This is a genomic window from Chitinibacter sp. GC72 (assembly GCF_009760905.1).
GTDB lineage: Bacteria > Pseudomonadota > Gammaproteobacteria > Burkholderiales > Chitinibacteraceae > Chitinibacter.
The window spans coordinates 317411-340380 of the sequence record NZ_VIRW01000002.1; the positions used below are offsets into that span (position 1 = coordinate 317411).

The window sequence follows — 22970 nt, forward strand, 5'->3', positions numbered from 1 at the left end:
CTCATCGTTCATCGAGTTGGGATTCAAATACCCCAAGCGATGAGAATGATAATGCCATTGATAATCATTGTCATCTACGTTATAGTCCGCAGCGATTATTCTTTGATGCAGATGAATTGCACCTGACAGCCAATTAGGGCCTGTTGACGCTTGGAGATGAGCATGCAAAACAAGATTTACGACTTAATCGGCATTGGCATCGGCCCATTCAATCTGGGGCTGGCCGCTCTGAGCGAGCCGATTGCCGGGCTCGATACGCTGTTTTTTGACATGGCCGATCATTTCAACTGGCACCCGGGCATGCTGCTGGACAGGGCGACGATGCAGACTTCGTTTATCGCCGATCTGGTCACGCTGGCCGACCCGACCAGCCCGTACAGCTTTTTGAATTTCGCCAAGCAAAGCGGCCGTCTGTACGCCTTTTACATCAAGGAAGATTTCTTTCTGCTGCGGCAGGAATACAACCAGTACTGCCAGTGGGTGGCGGGCCAGTTAAGCAATCTGCGCTTTGGGCAATTTGTGCAATTTGCGCGCTACGACGAACAACAGGCCTGCTATGTATTGACCTGCACGTCAACTAGGACGGGCGCTAGCAGCCAATACCTGGCCAAAAAGCTGGTACTGGGCACCGGCACCAAGCCGCAATTGCCACCCTGCTGCGATGGCGTACCGGTGACTCACAGCGGCCAGTATCTGGCGCGCAAAGCCCAGCTGCAGCAGAAAAAACGCCTCGCCGTGGTGGGCAGCGGACAAAGCGCGGCCGAGATTTACCTTGATCTGCTACAGGATGCGCGCCGCTATGGCTACCAGATCGACTGGATCACCCGCTCGCCACGGTTTTTCCCGCTGGAATACACCAAGCTCACGCTGGAAATGACCTCGCCCGATTACATCGACTACTTCCACGCGCTGCCCGACCATACCCGCTCGCCACTGCTGGAATCGCAAAAAGGCCTGTACAAAGGCATTAACCGCACGCTGATCAACGCCATTTTTGACGAGCTGTATCGCCTCAAGCTCGATGGCGAGCTGCCCAGCCGCTTGCTCAGCAATGTGGAAATGCAGGCGCTAACGCTGAAAAACGGCAACTACACGCTCAAACTGCACCACCATGAAACCGGCCAGCATGAGCACGCCGACTACGACGGGCTGGTGATCGCCAGCGGCTATGGCTATCAGGCACCGGCATTGATGCAAGGCGTGCAGCATCGCATCCGTCACGATGCGCAAGGCCGTCTAGCCGTGCGCCGCAACTACAGCATTGACCTGCACGGCAACGAGATTTTTGTGCAAAACGCCGAGCTGCATACGCATGGCCTGGCCGCGCCCGATCTGACCATGGCCTGCCATCGCAATTCGGTCATCCTGCGCGAAGTGCTGGGGCATTCGCCCTACCCGATCGAGCAACGCGTAGCTTTCCAGCAATTTGGCCTCAGCGCCACCGAACAGCAGGAAATGGCATGGGCTTGAAATTCTGGCTGATTGCCATGACCGCGGTGGCCGTGGTCGCCGACACGATGCTGCTGCCGTTTTATCCACAGTATTTTGCTGAGCGCTTTGGCGTGAGCAATCCCGAACACGTCGGCACGTATACGGCGGCAATTTGCCTCGTGGCCATGCTGGCGCTGCCTTTCTGGGCGCGCATGGTGCGCCACGGCGGCACATTAAGACTACTGCTCTGGACTCAGGTTGGTGCGGGCCTGCTGTGCATCGCCTGCAGCTTTACCGATAGCCTGTGGCTGTTCTGGGTTTTGTCGCTGGCGATGATTGTTTTCAAGGCCAGCTATTTATTGATTTATCCCTATCTGATGGCGGGCGAGGACGAGGCCAATCACGGCCATACCATCGGCCTCCTGTCGATTGTCGTGCACTTTGGGCATATTGCCGGTGCCGTGCTGGGTGGTTTTGCGCTGACGCACTGGCCGCTGGAGCATGCTTTTCTGCTAATGGCCGTCGGCGATATTGTGCAGATTGGCGTCTGCGCCTATCTGATTTATGCCGGGCTGGAGCAGCCCGCGCCACCGGCCGAAGACACAGCCCAGCCAATCACCACCTCGCGGGGGATTTATCCGCTGGGCGTGCTGATGCTGGTGTTTTATTTCAGCGAATACCAGATCGTGCCGTTTTTTGTGCAGTACTGGCAGCAAACCGAGCCTGAACACGGCGTGCAGCTGGCGGCGTGGGTGTACGCCATACCGGCGGCGGTGGGTCTGCTGGCGCTGTGGTTCAACCAGCGCGTCGGGCAGCAAAGCCTGGCCAACCATGCGGTTTTCTGCCTGATTCTGGGCATTGCCGGTTTGCTGCTGCAAGGCTCGGGAGAAACAGGCTGGGTGCTCTTTGGCCGCGTGCTGTTTGGCTGGGCGTCATTCCAGCTCACCGTGCGCCTTGATGCGCTGATTTTCGAAAAAAGCAGCCCGGCTGCGTATGCGCACGATTACAGCAAGATCAACCTGTTTCAGAACATTGGCGTGCTGATGTCGTATTACAGCGCGGGCTGGCTGGTCAGCCTGCACGGCTTGAGCACGCCATTCTGGCTTGCTGCCGCCGGGCTCTTGCTGAGCTTGCTGCTGTACCCCCTGATCAATGCCGCCCCCGCGCTGCCCACCCGGAGAACTGCCGATGTCCTGCCGTGATTTGAACGAGAACGCTGCCACACCCGAGATGGTTTTTTGCCACACCGTCAGCGGCGTGGGGCAATTTCAATTGCGGCCACTGTCCAGCGCCGACTTTGCCTTATTACACCAGTGGGTGACAGCACCGCGCGCCAGCTTCTGGGGTATGCAGCAGGCCAGCCCCGATGAAGTGGCGCAATGCTATCGCCAGCAAATCGAGTCAGCGCATTGCGCGCCGTATCTGGCTTTTTACGCTGGCCAGCCTGCGTTTCTGCTCGAAACCTACGATCCGGCGCACGACGAACTCGGCCAGCATTACGCCGTGCAAGCTGGCGATATCGGCATGCATTTTCTGGTCGCCCCCGCCAGTGGCCCCGCCGTGCACGGTTTTACCCGCGCGGTGATGCAAACGATTCTGGCCTTTCTATTTAGCCAGAGCCGCCATCTGCGCGTAGTCGTCGAGCCGGATGTAAACAACCAGAAGATCCACCCGATCAATCGCGACGCCGGTTTTTGCTACCAGCACACCATCAAGCTCTCGTACAAAACCGCCTGGTTTGCCATCTGCGATCGCGCCTCATTTCTGCAAGCTACCGAACTGGAGATCACTGCATGACCACTCGCCTGCCCGCCCCCACTCTGGCCGAATGCGCTCACCTGAACCCCGCCATTTGGCACAAGGTCAACCGCCTGCTGGTGCGCAAGGCCATTAGCGAATTTGCCCACGAAGGCCTGCTCACGCCGGTGCAGCAAGCCGATGGGCAATACCAGATTCACAGCGATGACGGCCAGATCAGCTATCGCTTTCGTGCCGAGCTGCTGGCGCTGAATCACTGGAGCATTCCCGCCGATTCGATCAGCAAGCACTGCGGCGAGCTGCCGCAGGAGCTGGACGCACTCTTGTTTATGCTCGAGCTGCGCGAGCAATTGCTGCTCAAAGAACATGTGCTGCCGGTCTATCTGGATGAAATCAGCAGCACACTCTATGGCAGCGCGTACAAACACGACCGCGCAGCGCCCAGCGCAGCCGAGCTGATTCATGCCGATTTCCAGCGCGTGGAAACCGCGATGAGCGAAGGCCATCCATGCTTTGTGGCCAATAATGGCCGGCTGGGTTTTGACGCCAACGATTACCGCCGCTACGCACCGGAAGCGGCGACCCCATTCCAGATTGTCTGGTTGGCGGTACATAAACAACGCGCAACTTTGTCGATCTCGGCCACGCTGGATTACGAGCAGATGATGCGTGAAGAGCTGGGCGAGGCGCAGCTCGCCCAATTCCGCCAGCGTTTACAGGCGCTAGGCCTGAACGATGGCGACTACTGGCTGATGCCCGCTCACCCGTGGCAATGGCAAAACAAACTGGCGATGGCCTTTGCCGCCGAAATTGCCCAGCAGCAGATTGTGTTTCTGGGCACGGGCGATGATTTATATCTGGCGCAGCAATCGATCCGGACTTTTTTCAATGTCAGCGATAACAGCAAACGCTATGTCAAAACCGCGCTATCGGTGCTGAATATGGGCTTTATGCGCGGCCTCTCGCCTTATTACATGCTGGCCACGCCAGCGATTAACGACTGGGTGTATGCGCTGGTCGAGGGCGATGCCTATCTGCAAAGCAAAGGCTTTCATATCCTGCGCGAAGTGGCGGCCATTGGCTATCGCAATCCGTATTACGAAGCAGCGATCAAGGAAAACAACGCCTTCAAGAAAATGCTGGCCGCACTCTGGCGTGAAAACCCGAATACGCATCTGCAGGAAGGCGAAAAACTGATGACGATGACAGCGCTGGCGCATCTGGACAACAATGGCCGCGCGCTGATTGCCGAGCTGATCTCGGCATCGGGCATCAGCACCGATCAGTGGGTCGCCGAATATCTGGACGCCTATTTTGCGCCGCTGCTGCACTGCTTCTACCAGCACGATCTGATCTATATGCCGCACGGCGAAAACCTGATCATGATTCTGAAAGAGCACCGCGTTGCCCGCGTACTGATGAAGGATATTGCCGAAGAAGTGGCCATTCTGAATCCGGCGGTCGAGCTGCCGGCAGTCGCCCTGCGCATCTCGACCCATATCCCGGACAATATGAAGACACTATGTCTGTTTATCGATGTCTTTGACGGCTATCTGCGCCACGTCGCGGCAATTTTGCACGATCAAAGTGCTTACAGCACCGAGCAATTCTGGCACGCGGTCGCGCGCTGCACGCATCGTTACCAGGCCGCTCACCCGCAATTGGCCGCGCAATTTGCCCGCTACGATCTGTTTGCCGCCGACTTTGAGCACTCATGCCTCAATCGTCTGCAAATGGCCAATAACAAGCACATGCTCAATCTGGAAGACCCGGCTGGCAGCTTGCAAATGGCCGGCCGGCTGGTCAATCCGCTGGCGCGCTGGCGCGATCCGGCCAGCATGGGCGAGGTGTAATTGCTAGCGGCGGTATTAACTGAAATCGCCCGCATTTGCCCGTATCTGCACGGGCAGACCGGGGCTGCGCGTAGCGAGCAGCACTCGCTGGCGGGCGAATTGTACGCACACTGGCAAAGCGCTACGCCGGCCGCCGGGCCGCATTACTGGCGCGCGCGCAGCTGGGGCATGCTGATGTGGCAACCGGCTTACGCCTGCGTGCTGGCGGTGCATTGCGCCAATCGCGCGCTCGATTTGCAGCATTTCTGGCAAACGGCGCGCGCTGGCGTCACGCAAGCGTGGGCCTTGCCCGCCGACGCAGTGATCAGCGAGACGGGCACGCCCCTGATCACGCAGGCTGCGCACTCCTTGCTGCGCTATCACCACGCGCACTACCAGCAGCTTGTTCAGCTCAGCCGCTATTCGGCCAAACAGGCGGCCTGCATGACGGTCGATTGCGTGCTGTCGGCGCTGCTACTGCCTGCAAGGCATTTCAACTGGAGCGCAGACCAGCTCGACGAACAAACCCATCTCTGGCTGGATGCGCTGCAATGGCAGCAGCACGGCCAGCTGATGCAGGTGCAATTGCCATCCGGCGCTTGCGTTCCGGCGCTGCACCGTCAGGGCTGCTGCCAGCATTTTCGCCTACCCGGCGAACAGGCCTGCAGCACCTGCCCACGCTGGCCAATGGCGACCCGGCTGGAAAAAATCCGCCTTGAGCTGGAAACAACCTAGGGTATACCCATACAGAGCAATACCAATATTAACTTCAGAAGCATACCCAAGCATGTATCAACTTAAAAACGTCAAACTCAGCCGCAATGGCCGCACCTTGCTGCAGATCGAGCAGCTCTGTATCCCGCCGCAAGGGCTGACCGTCATTCTGGGTCACAATGGCTCGGGCAAATCAACGCTGCTCAAGCTGCTGGCAGGCCAGCTCAAGAGCGATCAGGGGCAGGTGCTGCTAAATCAGCGCGAGGTGATGCACTATGCGCCACGCGAGCTGGCGCGGCAGGTGGCCTATATGCCGCAGCAGATTCCGCAAGCGGCGCTGATGCAGGTGCGCGAGCTGGTCGAGCTGGGGCGCTTTGCCTGGCGCGGCTGGCTATCGCGCTGGCAAGCCGACGACAAAGCTCAGGTTGACGCGGCATTGCGCGCGGCGGATGTGGCGCATCTGGCTCGCCATGCGCTGGATGAAATCTCGGGCGGCGAGCGCCAGCGGGCGTGGCTAGCGATGCTGCTGGCACAAAATTCACCGATGCTGCTGCTTGACGAGCCCAGCTCGGCGCTTGATCTGGCACATCAGTATCAGCTGATGCAATTGCTGCGCAGCCAGGTGCAAAGCCAGTCCTGTGCCGTGATTGCCATCTTGCACGACCTGAATCTGGCGCTGCGCTACGCCGACCGGATTATCGCGTTGCAACGCGGCCAGCTCTGGTTTGACGGCACACCGGCGGAGTTGCTCGCCCACGCCGATTTGCACGATTTGTACGGCATCGCGCTCGATATTTTGCCGCGCGCGGGCAAACACGCCGTGGCGGTGGTGGCATGAAGCGCCCTAGCCTGACACTGCTGGGCGCAGCGCTGATCGTACTGGCCTTCAGCCATCTGCAACTGGCCACGCCGCTCTCGCTGGGCGAGCAATGGCAGGCCATCCGCCAGCCCGGCGATGGGCAGATCGAGGAAATGATCTTTCTGCACGCTCATTTGCCACGAACGGTACTGGCGATCTTGCTCGGTGCAGCCATGGCTTTGTCGGGCAGCCTGTTGCAGCAACTGACGCTCAATCCGCTGGCCTCGCCGATGACGCTGGGCACGTCAGCAGGCGCATGGTGCGCCATTGTGCTCGGCGGCCTGCTATGGCCGGGGAACACCATCGGCATCGAATGGCTGGCACTGGGCGGCAGCCTGCTGAGCTTTTTGCTACTGGGTGCACTGGCAGGCTGGCGGCAATTGCATGGTCTAGGCGCGCTGCTGGCAGGCACGGCGCTGAATTTGCTGCTGGGCAGCGTGGCGGCGATTGCGGTAATGATGAACGATCAATACAGCCGCTCGCTGCTGGTGTGGGGCGCTGGCGATCTGGCGCAGAATGACTGGTACTGGGTGCACTGGGTACTGCCTCGGCTATTGCCCGCATTGCTTGTGTTGCCGCTACTTTGCCGCCCACTGCAGCTCTTGCAGCTGGGCAGCGAAGCTGCGGCGGCCGCCGGGCTGAATGTGCTACGGCTGGCGCTGGTGGGCAGCCTGCTGGCGCTATGGCTTAATGGGCTGGCGATTAGCGCGGTGGGTCTGATCGGCTTTGTCAGCCTGCTGGCGCCGGCGCTGGCCCGTTTGCTCGGCGCCAGCCGCCCGGCCGATAATATGAGGTATGCCGTGCTAATCGGCTCCATTACTTTGCTACTGGCCGATACTCTGGCCATGTATGCATCACAATGGTTGTCGGACATACTGCCCAGCAGTGCGGCCGCTGGCTTGCTGGGTGCGCCTGTGCTGATCTGGCTATGCCTGAGGCAGCCGCTGGCCGATGGCGTGGCCTTGCTATCGAGCCCCGGAAAATCACGCCGCTTGCTGCCGCTGACTCTCTGGCTGGCGGCCGGGTTGCTGATACTGCTGCTGTGCGCGCTCGGCAGCCGTGACGCCGGGGGCGCATGGGTGCTGGGCTGGCCAGAGCCCGCCATCTGGTCTTTGCGCTGGCCACGACTACTGGCCGCGTGTGCCGCAGGCATGGGGCTGGCGATTGCCGGGCTGATCTTGCAGCGCTTGCTGAACAACCCGCTCTCCAGCCCAGATTTGCTCGGCATTTCCTCGGGTGCCAGTCTGGGCATGCTGGCAGGCTTGCTGCTGGGTTCAAGCCTGTCACCGTGGCTGTTTTCTGCCGCAGGCGCGGCGCTGGTGTTGCTGGCGCTGTGCTGGCTGGCGCCACGCCAAAGCCCGGCACGGCTGATTTTGCTGGGAATCGGCTTGTCGTCGCTGCTTGAGGCGGTGCTGCAATTTGTGCTGGCGCAGGGCAATAACGACAGTTTTCAACTGCTGAACTGGCTGGCTGGTTCGACCTACCACACCACGGCCGCACAGGCAGCTAGCCTGTTTGGGCTGGTGTCCCTGCTGGGGCTGATCACGCTGGGCACGGCGCGCGTATTGACGCTCCTGTCGCTGGGTGAAGCGCACGCCCGTGCCACCGGGCTGGATGTGCGTCGTGCGCGGTGGGTATTGCTACTGCTGGCGGGCTTGCTCAGTCTGGTGATCAGCAGCCAGTTTGGCCCGATGGCGTTTATCGGGCTGGTTCTACCCCAGCTGGCCATCAAGCTGGGCGCACGCAGGTTGGGCAGCCAGCTTGGTCTGGCCACGCTGCTGGGCGCGGCGATGCTGGCACTGGCCGATCTAGCCAGCCGCACGGCGTTTTTCCCCAACCAACTACCGGTGGGTGCTTTGGGCTCGCTGGCCTGCGGCAGCTTGCTGCTGCTAGCGCTGTTGAGTTCTCCACGGAGCAGAACATGAAAATCATCGTCGTGGTACTGGGGCTGCTCTTGAGTAGCCTGCTGCAGGCCGCACCCAGCCGCGTGATTGCGCTAAGCTGGGAGGCCACCGAATACCTGCTGACACTGGGCGTCACGCCGATTGCGGTGGCCGACCGTGCCGACTATCAGCAATGGGTCGTTGAACCGGCGCTGCCCGGCAAAGTGCTGGACGCAGGCAGCCGGCTGGAGCCCAATCTGGAGCGTATTTACGCGCTGAAACCCGATCTGATCATCATCAATCCGGCACTGGCGGGCATGCAGGCCAATCTGGAAAAAATTGCCCCCACCTTGCTGCTCGATGCGTTCCGAGCCGAGCACGATAATGCCAGCGCAGCCGAGCGGCTACAGCGCCAACTGGCAGTCCGGCTTGATCGGCTGGCGCAGCATGAAGCCTTTGTACGCCAGCAAGGCCTTGAGCTGGCTAAATTGCGCCAGATCATTGGGCAGCGTTTTGGCGCCAAGCCGCCCGCGGTATGCCTGATCCGCTTTGCCTCACCGGTCAGCTTTTGGGTCTACGGCGAAAACTCGCTGCCCGAGGCGGCCATGCACGCGCTGGGGCTGCGCAATGCCTGCCCGCAACAGCGCACCGCCTGGGGCACCCGCTTGCGCAAGCTACCCGATCTGGCCGCGCTGAATGAAGGATTGCTGCTGCATATTGCACCGTTTCCACGGCAAACCGAGCTGGAACGCAGCCGATTATGGCAAGCATTGCCCGTGGTGCGGGAGCGGCGGGTGTACGCCATGCCACCGGTGTGGACCAATGGCGGAATGTATTCGATTTCGCGGCTGGCACGCCAGATCAGCGCACAGCTGCAAAACCGCTCACCGGATTGAAGGCATTGCTAGCGAGCAAAACCAATGCTTAACGGAAGCAGTCCGCTGGAATGCCTTCGCGGCGGAAATAATCGCTGAGATTACGCCCGCTCACCTGCACAAAGGGCTGATCGGTCAGCACCAGCGAAAGCATGCGATCAAGCCTGAACTGCCGGTAATCATTGCGCAAATCGCACCAGCCGACCATTGTCCAGCCGTTTCCCCAGTAAAACAGGCCCAGCGGCTGAACGCGGCGCTCGCTGTCCGTACCGTCAGCGCGGGTGTAGGCAAAATGCACCAGCAGACGCCGCGCGATGGCTTCGCGCAGCAAAGCCAGCGCAGGCAAGCTTGCCATTTCGTCGCTGGCCGGTACAAAAATGGCGGTCTCGGGCAGGTGCTGGCCTGCATCCTGCAGCGCCACCTCGATCCGCGCCAAAGCCTGTCTGGCCGCCAGCACCAGCGATGGATCTGCGCACTGGGCGACCAGTCGGCAACCCAGACGCAGTGCATCGAGCTCGGCGGCACCAAAGCTCAATGGCGGCAGCTCATTACGTTGGCGCAAACGATAACCGACGCCCGCCTCGCCTTCGATATCCAGCCCGGTACACAGCAGATCGGCAATATCACGATAAATGGTTCTCTCGGACACGCCGAGCGTTTGCGCCAGCCAGCGCGCGGTAGTGAGCGAGCGGCTGCGCAAAAAAAGCGTGATCTGATATAAACGGTCGGCGCGGCGCATAGAGATGGCTTTGAAATAGAGGGGATGGTCTGTTGATGCTTGGCTAATGACCTGCAGCCCAACAGACCGACACATCAACAGACGCTAGGGATTATGCCGCATTGATTATGGTTCGGAATGCAAACCGATGCGGTTGCCTTCGCTGTCGATGAAAATGGCAATCGAGCCGATTTCAGCAGAAATCTCGGTTTTGGGTAGCTCAATCTGCGCGCCCATTGTTTGCAGGCGCTCAAGCAACACATCAAGCTGGCCATTGGCGTTCAGATAAGGCAACACGCCGCCTGCTGCAGGGCTGACTCCGTCGGTTTTGGTCAGCTCGCCCCCCACCGCACCCGGCTGATGCGGCAGCAGCACCCGCTCGCCACCACACTCGGTGCGCTGCAGCGTGCTGGCCAGCAGTTGCTCGTAAAATGAGGTGGCGCGCGCCAGATCAACAACGGGAATTTCAAACCAGTTCAGTGCATGCATGGTATTTCTCCTTGAGAAAGTCACTGCCGATTGCAGTACCCACAGCATGCCAGCCCCCTACTGACACCGTCGTGTCAGTAGGGTAAAGCCTCGACCTAATTCAGGCGAACTGGTTGATGCGCAGCGGCGATTTGCCAAATGCTTAAACACCAAATTGCCGGAACCATTTGAGCATGCTCTCCCACGCATCGCGCGCGGCCGCCTCGTGGTAGCTGGGCCGGTAATCGGCGTTAAAGCCGTGGGTGGCCGATTCATAGACCGACATGCCAAAAGGCTGGCGCTGCTGCTTGAGTGCGGCTTTCATCTGCTCAACGCTCTCAAGCGAAATGCCTTTGTCCTGCCCGGCATACAAGCCAAGTACGGCCGCTTTGAGCTCCCGCGCGACATCAATCGGCTGTTTGGGCGTATTGGCGCTGGCCTGCCCGATCAGTCGGCCATACCAGGCTACCCCGGCTTTCAATTTCGGATTGTGCGCGGCGTATAGCCAGGTAATGCGTCCGCCCCAGCAAAAGCCGGTCACCGCCAGACGATTGGCATCCCCGCCATGACTGGCTGCCCACTGCGCCACCTGATCCAGATCGCTCATCACTTGCGCATCCGGCACCTGGCTGACCAGATTTTTCACCAGCTCATTGGTATCGGTATAAGTCCGTGGATCGCCCTGCCGGTAATACAGCTCGGGCGCAATCGCCAGATAACCCTGCTTGGCCAGCCGACGGCATAAATCCTGAATATGCTCGTGAACGCCGAAAATCTCCTGAATCACGATCACGGTTGGCAAAGCAGTCGATGCGCCTGCTGGCTGTGCGCGATACGCAGGCATATCGCCAATGCGGATTTCGCCCGCCAGCAAGCCTTCACTATCGGTTTGAATCGTACTGGCAGCCACTGGCTGCACCGCCAGCGCAAAACCGCTGGCCAGACTGATCTTGAGAAAATCACGACGGGTATCGATCTTCATGGCAATCCTTTAGCTTTACTAGGGTTGAGGGCTGATGCTGATACGTGCAAAGCGCGGCGGAGACGCGATTGACTCTATCGTATTGATTTCATCAAGGCGGATCTGCCGCAGCTCACCTGCACAATTGACTTCAAAATACTCAATATGTTCACGCACGAGCACATTACAAGCCTGCGCCTCAAATACCGCGCCATTGTGCAGCGCGATGCACAAAGGCTCGCGATACATGGCGGCAATTTCCAGATAATCATAGATATCGCAGGCAATCGGGACATAGTTTGAATTCATGCTGATACCACTCACAATGCGGCTTTCTAGTTTGGCTCCAGACACGCCAAAAAGCAAAAACGCCCACAAGGGGCGTTTTGATTTAAAGCGAGTTAATTAGTAGCGGTAGTGTGCAGGCTTGTAAGGGCCTTCTTTCGGTACGCCGATGTAGGCCGCTTGCTCGTCGGTCAACACCGTCAATTTCGCACCGATTTTCTTCAAGTGCAGGCGCGCCACCATTTCGTCCAGATGCTTAGGCAAAACGTACACGCCAACCGGGTATTGATCCAATTTCGTGAACAATTCGATTTGCGCCAGAACTTGGTTAGCAAACGAGTTACTCATTACGAACGATGGATGGCCCGTGCCGCAGCCCAAGTTCACCAAGCGGCCTTCGGCCAGCAAGATGATGCGTTTGCCGTCCGGGAACACAATGTGATCGACTTGCGGCTTGATATTGTCCCACTCGTATTGGCGCAGGCTGGCGACCTGAATTTCAGAATCGAAGTGGCCGATATTGCAGACAATCGCGTTGTTACGCATGCGAACGAGGTGCTCGTGCGCGATGACGCTGACGTTACCGGTGGTCGTGACGAAAATATCAACTTGGTCGGCAACGTCGTCGATCGTCACAACGCGGTAGCCTTCCATCGCCGCTTGCAAAGCGCAAATCGGGTCGATTTCAGTCACCATTACCGTCGCGCCGAGGCCGCGTAATGATTGCGCACAACCTTTACCCACGTCGCCATAGCCCAGCACCAGCGCCACTTTACCCGCCACCATCACGTCGGTCGCGCGTTTAATCGAATCAACCAGCGATTCGCGGCAGCCGTACAGGTTATCGAATTTTGACTTAGTCACTGAATCGTTGACGTTGATCGCCGGGAAGGCCAGTTTGCCCTGCTCGTGCATCTGGTACAGACGATGTACGCCGGTCGTCGTTTCTTCGGTCACGCCTTTAATCGCAGCCAAACGCGTTGAGTACCATTTTGGATCTTTGGCGATTTGCGCTTTGATCGCCGCGTACAGCACGGTTTCTTCTTCGTTGGTCGGATTGGCAACAACGCTGATATCGCTCTCGGCACGCGCGCCCAGATGCAGCAACAAAGTCGCATCGCCGCCGTCGTCCAAGATCATGTTCGCGTGCTCACCATTGGGCCACTCGAAGATCTGGTGCGTGAATTGCCAGTATTCTTCCAGCGATTCGCCTTTGAATGCGAAAACTGGTGTGCCTTGGCCGTTGTGGCCGTTCAAGGCAATTGCCGCAGCGGCATGATCTTGCGTTGAGAAAATATTGCACGACGCCCAACGTACTTCAGCGCCAAGTGCCTGCAAGGCTTCGATCAATACACCAGTCTGGATGGTCATGTGCAATGAACCGGCAATACGCGCGCCTTTCAGTGGCTGCTGCGCTTTGTATTCGTCGCGCACAGTCATCAAGCCCGGCATTTCGGTTTCGGCGATGTTCAGCTCTTTGCGGCCCCAGGCGGCAAGGCTGATATCGGCGACATGATAGTCTTTGAAACTGTTTTGAATGTTTTGAGAATCGGCCACGATAATGCTCCATGTGGCCGGGTCGATGCTCACCGTCATCGAACCCGGCAGGGTTTGAACGAAAGGTGAGCGCCGTTGAATTGGATAAGTAGTTGGACAAAAATGTTCAGGCAAGGCACTGAGCCGCAGACAGTACAAGTTAGTACGGCAAGGCGAAGTAACGATGCATGAGAACTTTTGGTTTAGCACTTAACGACCGAGCCTGAACGCCTGGCCTTGATCAGGCCGGCGGCTGCAGCGCCCCTCGGTGTGGGCGAATTCTAGCGTAAAAATCGTTGTCTGGCAGCCATGCTAAATGGCCAGCCGTCAGACCGGCGGCAAGACCGAGCCCCCACTGGCAGCCACGGCGATTTCTTCGGTTGCTTCGGCTTCATCCGGTACCGGGCGCATCACAATCAGCAAACCACGCTCATTCGCCTCGGCCATTAGGGTATCTGTCGCTGAAGCTTGCTGGATAAAGCCTACAGCCAGATACATCGGCAACACCTGTACAGACACCAAGGACCAGCAGGCTTCGCGCCCGACCCAGCGCGATGATTGCTGCAATAAGAGCTGCAAAACCTCATCATCGCGCGCGATCACGCTATCGAGCCGAATCAAGCCACGCGCCATCACCACGCGTAGCGCGCCACAGAGCACACCACCCTCTTCAGCAAGCAGCACCATATCGGCCAGCGTTGGCGCTGCATGGCCAGCGTCGGCAAACCAGCTGGCCAGTTTGCGGTATTCAGGGGGCGAAGCCAAACGAGTGATAATCGACATTGTGAGTCTCCTGCATAAACAAAACGATTAGAGAGCGATTACAGCACAATTCATTAAGCGCAATCTTGATCTGCATCGCTTGCAACGCAGCAGGCACCAATAAAAACAGCCACCCGAAGGTGGCTGTCTGGATTGAAGCGAGTTTACAGACCCGCAGCAGCTTTAAGCTGTTCAACCTTATCAGTGCGCTCCCACGTGAAATCGGGTTCTTCGCGACCGAAGTGGCCGTATGCTGCGGTGCGGCTGTAGACCGGACGCTGCAAATCGAGCATCTGGATAATGCCTTTCGGGCGCAGATCGAAGTTCGCCTTGATCAATTCAACGATCTTGTCGTTGGAAATCACGCCGGTATCCCAAGTATCGACCATGATCGATACCGGTTGCGCCACGCCAATCGCGTACGACACTTGCACCAAACACTGCTTGGCAATGCCCGCTGCTACGATGTTTTTCGCCACATAACGCATTGCGTACGCAGCCGAGCGATCCACTTTCGATGGGTCCTTACCCGAGAATGCGCCGCCGCCGTGTGGCGCTGCACCACCGTAGGTATCGACGATAATCTTACGGCCAGTTAGACCGCAATCGCCCATTGGGCCACCGATCACGAAACGACCCGTTGGGTTCACCAAGAATTTGGTGTTATCTGTTACCCATTCAGCTGGCAATACCGGCTTGATGACGTGCTCGATCACGGCTTCAGACAATTGCGCGTGCGATACATCTGGGTGGTGCTGAGTCGACAAAACAATCGTGTCAACTTCTTTGACCTTACCGGTTTCGCCGTCGTAACGCAGCGTCACCTGAGATTTCGCATCCGGGCGCAACCATGGCAGACGGCCGTCTTTGCGCAATTCGGCTTGGCGTTGTACCAAGCGGTGTGCGTAGTAAATCGATGCTGGCATCAATTGCGGCGTTTCATCGCACGCATAGCCAAACATCAAACCTTGATCCCCGGCGCCCATATCCAGATCAAGGCCTTGGCCTTCGTTCACGCCTTGCGCGATATCCGGAGATTGTTTGTCATAAGCCACCAACACCGCGCAGGTTTTGTAATCAAAACCGATGTCAGAATGGTCGTAGCCAATGCGCTTGATGGTATCGCGAGCAATTTGGATGTAATCGATATTGGCATTGGTGGTGATTTCACCCGCCAAAACCACCAGGCCGGTATTCACCAGTGTCTCAGCTGCCACGCGCGCGGTTTTATCCTGCGTTAAAATCGCGTCCAGAATCGCATCGGAAATCTGGTCTGCAACTTTGTCCGGATGGCCTTCGGATACCGACTCGGATGTAAATAAAAAATCTTTCATTGCTGTTATTACCCTCGGTTACATGACCCCTGTGGGCCAATCGCAGCTACAATCGGAATTTGAAAAACACTCACAACACCAAGATGCTGCTTACGCTGTCCAAATTATTGGCCCGATTGCCACTGCCCTTGCTGCAAGCGCTAGGCTGGATCGTCGGCTGGCTGGTCTGGTGGGGCTCCCCCCGTCACCGGCGCGTGCTACGAACCAATCTGAAACAAAGTGCGATCGCAAAAAATAAGGCCGATTATAACCGATTAATCAAGTCAAGTATTCCTGCCCACGGCATTGCTGCATTAGAATTTTTGCCACACTGGATGAGGCCGATTAATGATCTGCTGCCATTGGTTAAAGAAAAACGCGGCTGGGAACATGTCGAAGCGGCGCTAGCAACCGGGCGGCCGATCATTTTTATGTCGCCGCATCTGGGTGCACTGGAATTAACCGGGGTATATGTGTTTGGATCAATCGGGAAGGGCTTTTCAGGGCTATACCGCCCCCCAAAACAGAATTACCTAGAACCATTGATGATCTACTCCCGCTCGCGAGGCGGAGCCGAGCCAGCCCCGGCCAATGCCGCCGGCGTCAGAATCTTATTGAAGACTTTAAAACAGGGCGGCATTGCCTACCTGCTTCCGGATCAGGTGCCGGGCAATGGGGATGGCACCTGGGTCCCCTTTTTTGGCAAGCCAGCCTACACCATGGGTCTGCTCGCCAAAATGGCTCGAGCCAGCAATGCCATCGTGCTGCCCTGCTACACCGAACGCCTCGGTATTGGTCGTGGCTATCGCTTTCATGTCCAGCCTTTTGCGGGCGAATTGACTGGGGATGCCGAACACGATGCCACCCTGTTGAATCAGAATATCGAAGACCTGATCCGCCAGATACCCGAACAGTATTTCTGGAGCTATAGCCGCTACAAGCACCCCGCAGGCGCGCCGCTACCACCGGGGCCGCAAACATGAGTACCCGCTTGCTAGCAGGCTTGCTCTGGATCATCCATTGGATACCATTTCGCGTCATGGGCTGGCTGGCACAACCCATCGGCTATGCCTTGTATTTACTGCTTAAGCGCCGCCGCAAAATCGGCGCAGTCAATCTGACCCTGTGTTTTCCCGATTGGTCGCCCAGCCAGCGTAGTAGCGTGTTACGGCAGCATTTCTGTCAGGCCGCACAGCTGTTTCTGGCTTATAGCATTTTGTACTGGGGCAGCGAGCAGCGGATTCGTCGCCTGGTGAAGGTGGAGGGAGAGCATCACCCTCAAGCCCATCAGGAGCAGCCGGTGATTTTGCTCTCGCCCCACTTTCTCGCCCTTGATTTTGGCGGCATGCGCTATGCCATGGAGCGTGATGGCTCGGCCTATCTGGCATCACAACGCGGGGCATTTAATGAAATCAGCCTACGGATCCGTCGCCGTTTTCGTCAGACCTTGCTGGTGCCTCGCGCCGAAGGCATTCGCCCCATCATTCGTGCATTAAAGCAAGGCATCGCTTTTTATTATTTGCCCGACCAGGATTTGGGCCCCAAAGAATCAATCTTTGTGCCTTTTTTCGGCGTGCAAACTGCAACCATTCCTGCACTATCGCGCATTGCACAGATCAGCAAGGCTGTGGTGATTCCAATGATTGCTACATTGGAGGGAAACCACATTGTGCTGCGCTTTGAAGCTGCCTGGGAAAACTTCCCCAGCAGCGATATGGAGGCCGATACACTGAGAATGAACCAGTTTATCGAACAGCGTGTGCTGGCCCACCCCAGCCAGTATTTCTGGCTTCACCGCCGATTTAAAACGCGCCCCGAGGGTGAAGCCAGCCCTTATTAATCGTCGCGATGGCGGCCGTGGTGGCGTGGATGACCGTCATCGCGGTGGCCGCGATGATCCTTATGCCAATCGTTACGATCACGCCAGTGGCCGCGATGACGATAGGTGTCGCGATACCAGCCATCCTGCACAAAATACACCGGCCGCGCGCACGCGCGATAGCGCCCGCAATGGCGTGACCAGTGCCGTGCATGGCCCGGGGGCACCCGCAGATAGACCGGTTCGTACACATAGCGTGTACGGTGAATGATTTGTGGCTGCTCGTAAATCACCCGTGGCCTGAAACGCTCGCCAATTTCAAGCTGGCCGTAAAAATCGGGGTCGCCCACACGAATCGACACCCCGACATCCGCCGCCTGTGCGCTCCAGCTGATGGCTGACAGCGCCAGCGCTGCCAGACTGGCCTGAATAGATGAAGTCCACATTGTCGTTCTCCTGAGTTAGATGGCTCCATTATCAACAGGGCAAGCTGAATCAGAGATGAACAGCAAAGCAGGGCAATAATCGGTGAGAGAAAAATCGCAGCCGCCGGTCTGGCGCTGGTTTATTCGGGCAGAATACCGGGATCGATGATATTACCCATGTCATCGGTAATCCCGCGCAGCGTCACGCCATAGGCCTGAAAGCCCAGTCGCAGATCGTGCGCTCGGTAGTCGAGGCAATCGTGCTGGTGGCCATGAAAAGATTGCTTCACGCCCAGCTTGTGCGCCAGCTGGTCGAGCGCGTGAAAACCATACGGGTGGCAGCTTGGCGCTTCGTGGGTGACCAGAATATCGGCTTGCTCCTGGCCTAGCGCCTGATAATCGGTGTAGAAAATCGTGCTGCGATGCTTGCGCGGCAAGCCGCCGCGCCAGTAGTTGCTTTGCCCGCAATGCGCCAGATAATGTGCCTGACTTGGATAATTCGGATGCGCGGGCGGCATCCAGATCTGGCCACGGAAAATACCACCCAAACCTGCAACGCGTTTACCAGCGATTTCCACCACACGGCCATGTAAATTGCGATCGGCTAATTTGGATTCAAACAGGTGGGTATAGTCGTAGAAGGTATCTGTATCGTGGTTTCCGTGGATATACCACACCTCGGTCAGATCCAGAATGTCGGCCAGCACTTCATCCAGTGGCTTGGGCGCCTGAATATCGCCGAGCAAGACAATGGCGTCCGGCCGATGCTGCTGCACCGCGCGGATCACATGCTCAAACCGGCCATGCGTGTCGCCACAGAAAAAAATCATTGCTCGCCCAGAAAATCGAAATAGAAATCAAGTTACATTGTATTGCAAAACGCCCCTGCCAAGAGTGCGTTTTCGCGCAACAAGCGCAGCCCAAGGCCGCCGAAACGCATTTTTATAGCCGACGAGCCGCATTTTTGCTCCGGCAATCGGCGCATCGCACAGCCCAATTTGACGCCAGCGCTCAATCCGCGTAGGCTTCCACGCCCTCCTTAGCCTCTCAAACCGCAGGTTTTCATGACTCAATTATCCGCTTGCGGTATCGACTTTGGCACTTCCAACTCCACCGCAGGTATCGTCAGGCCCGCCGGGGCGCAACTGCTGGCGCTGGAAGACGGCAAGCTCACCCTACCCTCCGCCGTGTTTTTCAATGTCGAAGAAGACACCATGGCCTATGGCCGCGCCGCGCTGGCCGAATATCTGGAAGGCTATGAAGGCCGCCTGATGCGCTCGATGAAAAGCCTGCTCGGCAGCAGCCTGATGGACGCCGGCACCGAAATCGGCGGGCGGCATTTGTCGTTCAAAAACCTGATTGGCCACCTGATCGGAGAAGTGAAAACCCGCGCCGAGCAATCGGCAGGCACGTCATTCGATGCCGTCGTGCTCGGCCGCCCGGTGCATTTTGTCGACGACGACAAGGCAGCCGACGATCAGGCCGAAGCCACGCTGGCCGAAATCGCGCGCGGGCTGGGTTTTAAAGAAGTGAGCTTTCAATTCGAGCCCATCGCCGCTGCGCATGATTACGAGCAACGGATTGAAAAAGAAGAACTGGTCTTGATCGTCGACATCGGCGGCGGTACGTCCGATTTCTCGCTCGTGCGCCTCTCGCCCGAACGCCGGGGTATGGCCGACCGTAGCGCGGATTTATTGGCCAGTGGCGGGGTACATATCGGGGGTACTGATTTTGATAAGCGCCTATCACTCGCTGGCGTGATGCCCGAGCTGGGCATGGGCACTTTGCTGAGCAATAACGCCGAGTTCCCCAATAGCGTGTTTTTCCAGCTCGCCACCTGGCATACGATCAACTTCGCCTACACGCGCAAAATGTGGCGCACCTTCCAGGATATTTCGCCTGAAGTCGTCGACAAGGTGCGCTTTGAGCGCCTGCTGAACGTGATTCGCCAGCAAGCCGGCCACCATCTGGCAATGCGTGTCGAGGAAGCCAAAATCGGCCTATCGAATCAGCTCAGCGTTGCGCTCGATCTGGTCGAAGCCGAAAAAGGCCTGCTGGCCAATATCAGCCGCGAAACGTTTGAAAACGCCATTGCACAGGAAACCCGCCGCGTCTGCGCCTCGGCGCTCGATACCTTAAAGCAGGCTGGCGTCGCGCCTGAAGCGGTACAAACGCTGTTTTTTACCGGCGGCTCATCAGCAGTTCCGGCCCTGCGCTGCGCCCTCGCCGCCGCCTTCCCCACTGCCCGCGCGGTTGAAGGCGATCATTTTGGCAGTGTGGGATGCGGGCTGGCTGTGGTGGCACAACAGCGATACGGCTAGATGTATTGCACTGTAGATCAATCTGTAATTAACCTGCAGGGCAATACCCATTTGATTATTTAATTGAAGCCAGCAAACGTTTGGCCTGTTTAAGCCAATACAATTCTTCTTCGTGCTGGATTTTGAATAGCTTGGCTTTGCCAATCAGGCCATTCAATACCTCGGCGGCTTTGGCATTGTGCCCCTGACGGATTAAATACTCGCCATACCGGAACGCGGCTTCCAGACCCGAATAAATCGCCGTTACGGCCTCAAGCTGCTGCAAGGCCGCCGCGACATCGTCGCCATATGTGGCATTGCGCGCCTGCAACAGCTGCACTTCTTCGCGTTGAAATTGCGGATGCTCCAGCTGCAACTGGCTCAATAATCGCTGCGTTGCTGACACATCGGTATTGGCAAAATGCGAGCGTGCCAGACCAAAAATCAGATGGGGGTCATTTTTATACGGGCCAGTCAGCGTACTGGCATACAGCGCCACCGCATCTTGCGGCATACCGCGTTCAAGACATTCCTCGGCCAGTTTGCGTTTATTATCAACGCTGCCGCAGATTTCCAGCTCCTGCGCCCGGCGGCGTAAATCAAGATCAGGGTTGATCGATTTAACAATATTCTTGCCAATCTTGCCCACTTGGCGCTCAGTACGGCTGCCCGGCAGGATTTCGACTACAAAATACGCCAGCCCGCCAATAAAGGGCGCTGCGAACAAAACCCAAATCCACCAGTTAGGGCGACCAGTGCGCACCACGTGGATGATTAGAAAAATCTGTACCACCCAGCCCAATAACAGAATCGGCATATATCCCCTCCTTGAATGGCATGATTAGACCATTACATCCAGCGTAAACGAAGGATTTAGCGCAGGGTGTTGGAAGGCTGCAATTGCGCCTGGGTTGTGTCATACATCTACGAGCACGGCGCACAGGGAGAAGGTATTAGCCTTATTGAGCACCAAAACCGCCCATTAAGCCACGGCAAAACCCGATAAACTCCAAACGACAGCATGGCGGATGGCTACATCTGAAAGCATGAAAAAACCGCCAGTAAGAACTGGCGGCCTTGATGTATTGCTCACTAGAGCAATCTAGGCAAGTGCTAGTGGGCAATACCCCATCAACCATAGCGTGTCGATTTCATCCCGTCGACCAGCCGGTCGCTATGCTGGGCAAAATAGAACCACTCATTGCCCGGATTGGCAGCAGGATTCGGGAACAGGATGTAGCCGTCGGCGGGCGCGGCGACGGCGCGGCCATCAGCACGGTGGCCGATCAGATCGCCGGCGTGCAGTTTATCGAAGCTCGCCCACGTTTTCACAAAGGCATCGCCCACATCGTGGCGATCGATCACTTGCGTGAGCTTGAGCAATTCAAATTCAGTTTGCACTTGCGGCGCAGGCAAGTCGGCCAGATGCAATTGCGCGATGGTGTTGCGGATGGCCTGATAAGCGACTTCGGGCGCATCCGCATCCAGATGCTGGCCACATTCCAAAGTCAGCGAAATGCCGCCGTGGGCACGGGTATATTCGGTGGTGCCGACGCCATAGCTTGGGTCGGTACTCAGCATTTGCGCGCGCTCGCTGGCATTGCTATTGGCAAGGCGATTTTTCACGCCTTCGGCGTAGGTTTCCAGCCAGCCTTCAACAATCCGTTTTGGCCCAAGGCGCACGGCTAGCGCTTCTTCTTCGGCGGCGCGAGAAAATGGTGACAACTCACCGTCATTGTTTTCTGGCCCGAGCATGATAAACGGCTCGCCCGGTGGATTGGTCGTTGAATGCAAGTCGAGCAGCACATCCTGCTGCTCCAGAATCGGGCACAGCATATTGGCGATGCGGTCTTCAAAATCATGTGGCAGCGCGTTCGGTCGCAGATTACGGTTCAAATTGCGATCGCCATTCCGCTCGTTTTTGGCGTGCGCCAGCGGATTGGTGATCGGAATAAACGTGATCTGGCCGCGTTGCAGTACCAATTCGCCCGCGTCCAGCTCGCGCATGATGCGCTCAATCGCGATCGGGCCACAAATCTCATTGCCATGCACCGCACCAAGTACCACCAGCTTGGGACCAGCTGTCAGGCCGTGATAAACATAAGATTTAAGCATGTGCTGATGATGCATGGCGGGGTTTTCCACAAGAAAATCAAAGAGTCGCAATTATCGCGGTAAATCCACCAGTTGCACAGAGTCGCATACAATTACGGGGAGGCAAAAGCATGGAAATGGGAATAATTTGCTATGGTGAAGTCACATTCAATTGAAAGGTGGCCTTCATGGTATCGCGTTTAATCACTTATTTTTCCTGTGGACTCACCCTAGCAATGAGTACTACGGCGCAAGCCGATTTAACCTTTTATGTCGGCGATAACCCACCATTTAATGAGATGGTCGGCAAAATGCCCAAAGGGCTAGCCGTCGATATCGTTGAGCAGATGCTCAAACGCGCACAAATTACGTACAAATATCAAGAAAGTCCTTGGGCTAGGGCATTGTTCACCACCCAAAACGAAGCTAACACCTGCATTTTTTCTTTAGGTCGTATTCCCCAACGAGAAGGTTTGTTCACGTGGATAGGTCCGATTGCCCAAAATAAATGGGCGCTTTTCACACTAAAAAATAAAAAAATTCAACTAAAATCTTTGGATGAGGCAAAGAAATATCCCATCGGCGGGCAGCGCAAAGATGCCAAGATGGTTTTTCTAGAAGGCAAAGGGTTTACTGTTGATCTTGCGACGGAAGAAGATCAAACAATGAAAAAGCTCTATGCGGGCCATTTAGATTTAATTGCTGGGGGCTTATACACCGCAAAAAAAATTGCCCGTGATTTGGGTTTTGATCCGGAATCAATCAAGCCAGTACTGGTCTTCAATACAGTCGAGAATTACATCGGTTGCAGTAAAAGCACCGACCCAAAAATGATTGAGGCATTAAATAGTGCTCTATCGAATATGCAAAGCGATGGAAGTCTTAAGAAAATTACCGATCAACATATACAGAATTTTGAATAAGTACAGCAACTAAG

The 22970-nt window shown here is 57.0% G+C and carries 23 protein-coding genes and 1 riboswitch; of the genes, 12 read left to right on the forward strand and 11 right to left on the reverse strand.

Annotated elements, in window-relative coordinates:
* Positions 1 to 162: 162 nt before the first annotated feature.
* Genes FLS37_RS03140 through FLS37_RS03175 form a run of 8 tightly spaced genes read left to right on the forward strand, consistent with a single transcriptional unit; the run spans position 163 to position 9373 of the window.
* Positions 163 to 1470, forward strand: a complete 1308-nt coding sequence (locus FLS37_RS03140) for a lysine N(6)-hydroxylase/L-ornithine N(5)-oxygenase family protein (RefSeq protein ID WP_157314463.1) — start codon at positions 163 to 165, stop codon at positions 1468 to 1470.
* Entirely contained in the window at positions 1461 to 2633 is a 1173-nt protein-coding gene (locus tag FLS37_RS03145; protein WP_157314464.1) for an MFS transporter, read from the forward strand. Before FLS37_RS03140 ends, FLS37_RS03145 begins: the two co-directional genes overlap by 10 nt.
* Positions 2620 to 3228: a GNAT family N-acetyltransferase gene (locus FLS37_RS03150; RefSeq protein WP_157314465.1), complete on the forward strand. Its 609-nt coding sequence runs from the start codon at positions 2620 to 2622 to the stop codon at positions 3226 to 3228. Before FLS37_RS03145 ends, FLS37_RS03150 begins: the two co-directional genes overlap by 14 nt.
* Positions 3225 to 5042 (forward strand): IucA/IucC family siderophore biosynthesis protein, encoded by a 1818-nt coding sequence (locus tag FLS37_RS03155; RefSeq protein WP_157314466.1) that lies wholly within the window; start codon positions 3225 to 3227, stop codon positions 5040 to 5042. Before FLS37_RS03150 ends, FLS37_RS03155 begins: the two co-directional genes overlap by 4 nt.
* A complete protein-coding gene (locus tag FLS37_RS03160; RefSeq protein ID WP_157314467.1) occupies positions 5043 to 5756 on the forward strand; it encodes a siderophore ferric iron reductase in 714 nt (237 codons plus the stop codon).
* 52 nt (positions 5757 to 5808) lie between these two features.
* Positions 5809 to 6573: an ABC transporter ATP-binding protein gene (locus tag FLS37_RS03165; protein ID WP_157314468.1), complete on the forward strand. Its 765-nt coding sequence runs from the start codon at positions 5809 to 5811 to the stop codon at positions 6571 to 6573.
* On the forward strand, positions 6570 to 8519 hold the full coding sequence (gene fhuB, locus FLS37_RS03170; protein WP_157314469.1) for a Fe(3+)-hydroxamate ABC transporter permease FhuB: 1950 nt from the start codon (positions 6570 to 6572) through the stop codon (positions 8517 to 8519). Before FLS37_RS03165 ends, fhuB begins: the two co-directional genes overlap by 4 nt.
* Positions 8516 to 9373 (forward strand): iron-siderophore ABC transporter substrate-binding protein, encoded by an 858-nt coding sequence (locus FLS37_RS03175; protein ID WP_157314470.1) that lies wholly within the window; start codon positions 8516 to 8518, stop codon positions 9371 to 9373. The genes fhuB and FLS37_RS03175 overlap by 4 nt, the downstream gene beginning before the upstream one ends.
* A gap of 28 nt (positions 9374 to 9401) precedes the next feature.
* On the opposite strand, the gene FLS37_RS03180 is transcribed toward FLS37_RS03175, so the two are convergent.
* The 7 genes from FLS37_RS03180 to metK form a co-directional block, all read right to left on the reverse strand.
* Entirely contained in the window at positions 9402 to 10091 is a 690-nt protein-coding gene (locus FLS37_RS03180) for a YafY family protein (protein WP_157314471.1), read from the reverse strand.
* Between the two features lie 105 nt (positions 10092 to 10196).
* Positions 10197 to 10607: a VOC family protein gene (locus FLS37_RS03185; RefSeq protein ID WP_157314472.1), complete on the reverse strand. Its 411-nt coding sequence runs from the start codon at positions 10605 to 10607 to the stop codon at positions 10197 to 10199.
* A 94-nt stretch (positions 10608 to 10701) separates the two neighbouring features.
* Positions 10702 to 11520, reverse strand: a complete 819-nt coding sequence (locus FLS37_RS03190; protein ID WP_157314473.1) for a dienelactone hydrolase family protein — start codon at positions 11518 to 11520, stop codon at positions 10702 to 10704.
* An 18-nt stretch (positions 11521 to 11538) separates the two neighbouring features.
* A complete protein-coding gene (locus tag FLS37_RS03195) occupies positions 11539 to 11808 on the reverse strand; it encodes a Rho-binding antiterminator (RefSeq protein ID WP_157314474.1) in 270 nt (89 codons plus the stop codon).
* A gap of 96 nt (positions 11809 to 11904) precedes the next feature.
* Positions 11905 to 13341, reverse strand: coding sequence for an adenosylhomocysteinase (gene ahcY, locus FLS37_RS03200; protein WP_255446411.1), 1437 nt, complete (start codon positions 13339 to 13341; stop codon positions 11905 to 11907).
* A gap of 60 nt (positions 13342 to 13401) precedes the next feature.
* Positions 13402 to 13593, reverse strand: a riboswitch (S-adenosyl-L-homocysteine riboswitch).
* A gap of 54 nt (positions 13594 to 13647) precedes the next feature.
* The gene (locus FLS37_RS03205; RefSeq protein WP_157314476.1) at positions 13648 to 14103 is read right to left on the reverse strand and encodes a hypothetical protein; all 456 of its coding nucleotides are present in this window, start codon (positions 14101 to 14103) and stop codon (positions 13648 to 13650) included.
* A 143-nt stretch (positions 14104 to 14246) separates the two neighbouring features.
* Complete coding sequence (gene metK / locus FLS37_RS03210; RefSeq protein ID WP_157314477.1) at positions 14247 to 15416, reverse strand: methionine adenosyltransferase; 1170 nt, start codon at positions 15414 to 15416, stop codon at positions 14247 to 14249.
* A gap of 83 nt (positions 15417 to 15499) precedes the next feature.
* On the opposite strand from metK, the gene FLS37_RS03215 reads away from it, so the two are divergent.
* Both FLS37_RS03215 and FLS37_RS03220 read left to right on the forward strand, forming a co-directional pair.
* Positions 15500 to 16378 (forward strand): lysophospholipid acyltransferase family protein, encoded by an 879-nt coding sequence (locus FLS37_RS03215; RefSeq protein WP_157314478.1) that lies wholly within the window; start codon positions 15500 to 15502, stop codon positions 16376 to 16378.
* Positions 16375 to 17235 carry a lipid A biosynthesis acyltransferase gene (locus tag FLS37_RS03220; protein WP_157314479.1) on the forward strand — a complete coding sequence of 287 codons (861 nt, stop codon included), beginning with the start codon at positions 16375 to 16377 and terminating at the stop codon, positions 17233 to 17235. The genes FLS37_RS03215 and FLS37_RS03220 overlap by 4 nt, the downstream gene beginning before the upstream one ends.
* Here FLS37_RS03220 and FLS37_RS03225 read toward each other — a convergent pair.
* Positions 17232 to 17660: a hypothetical protein gene (locus tag FLS37_RS03225; RefSeq protein ID WP_157314480.1), complete on the reverse strand. Its 429-nt coding sequence runs from the start codon at positions 17658 to 17660 to the stop codon at positions 17232 to 17234. The genes FLS37_RS03220 and FLS37_RS03225 overlap by 4 nt on opposite strands.
* 119 nt (positions 17661 to 17779) lie before the next feature.
* Positions 17780 to 18469, reverse strand: a complete 690-nt coding sequence (locus FLS37_RS03230) for a metallophosphoesterase (RefSeq protein WP_157314481.1) — start codon at positions 18467 to 18469, stop codon at positions 17780 to 17782.
* 234 nt (positions 18470 to 18703) lie between these two features.
* Between FLS37_RS03230 and FLS37_RS03235 the strand changes: the two genes are divergently transcribed.
* Positions 18704 to 19960 carry an Hsp70 family protein gene (locus tag FLS37_RS03235; RefSeq protein ID WP_157314482.1) on the forward strand — a complete coding sequence of 419 codons (1257 nt, stop codon included), beginning with the start codon at positions 18704 to 18706 and terminating at the stop codon, positions 19958 to 19960.
* A 55-nt stretch (positions 19961 to 20015) separates the two neighbouring features.
* On the opposite strand, the gene FLS37_RS03240 is transcribed toward FLS37_RS03235, so the two are convergent.
* Both FLS37_RS03240 and FLS37_RS03245 read right to left on the reverse strand, forming a co-directional pair.
* Positions 20016 to 20756 (reverse strand): hypothetical protein, encoded by a 741-nt coding sequence (locus FLS37_RS03240; protein ID WP_157314483.1) that lies wholly within the window; start codon positions 20754 to 20756, stop codon positions 20016 to 20018.
* 314 nt (positions 20757 to 21070) lie between these two features.
* On the reverse strand, positions 21071 to 22054 hold the full coding sequence (locus tag FLS37_RS03245) for a succinylglutamate desuccinylase/aspartoacylase family protein (protein ID WP_232522475.1): 984 nt from the start codon (positions 22052 to 22054) through the stop codon (positions 21071 to 21073).
* A gap of 167 nt (positions 22055 to 22221) precedes the next feature.
* On the opposite strand from FLS37_RS03245, the gene FLS37_RS03250 reads away from it, so the two are divergent.
* Entirely contained in the window at positions 22222 to 22956 is a 735-nt protein-coding gene (locus tag FLS37_RS03250; protein ID WP_157314485.1) for an ABC transporter substrate-binding protein, read from the forward strand.
* Positions 22957 to 22970 lie beyond the last annotated feature (14 nt).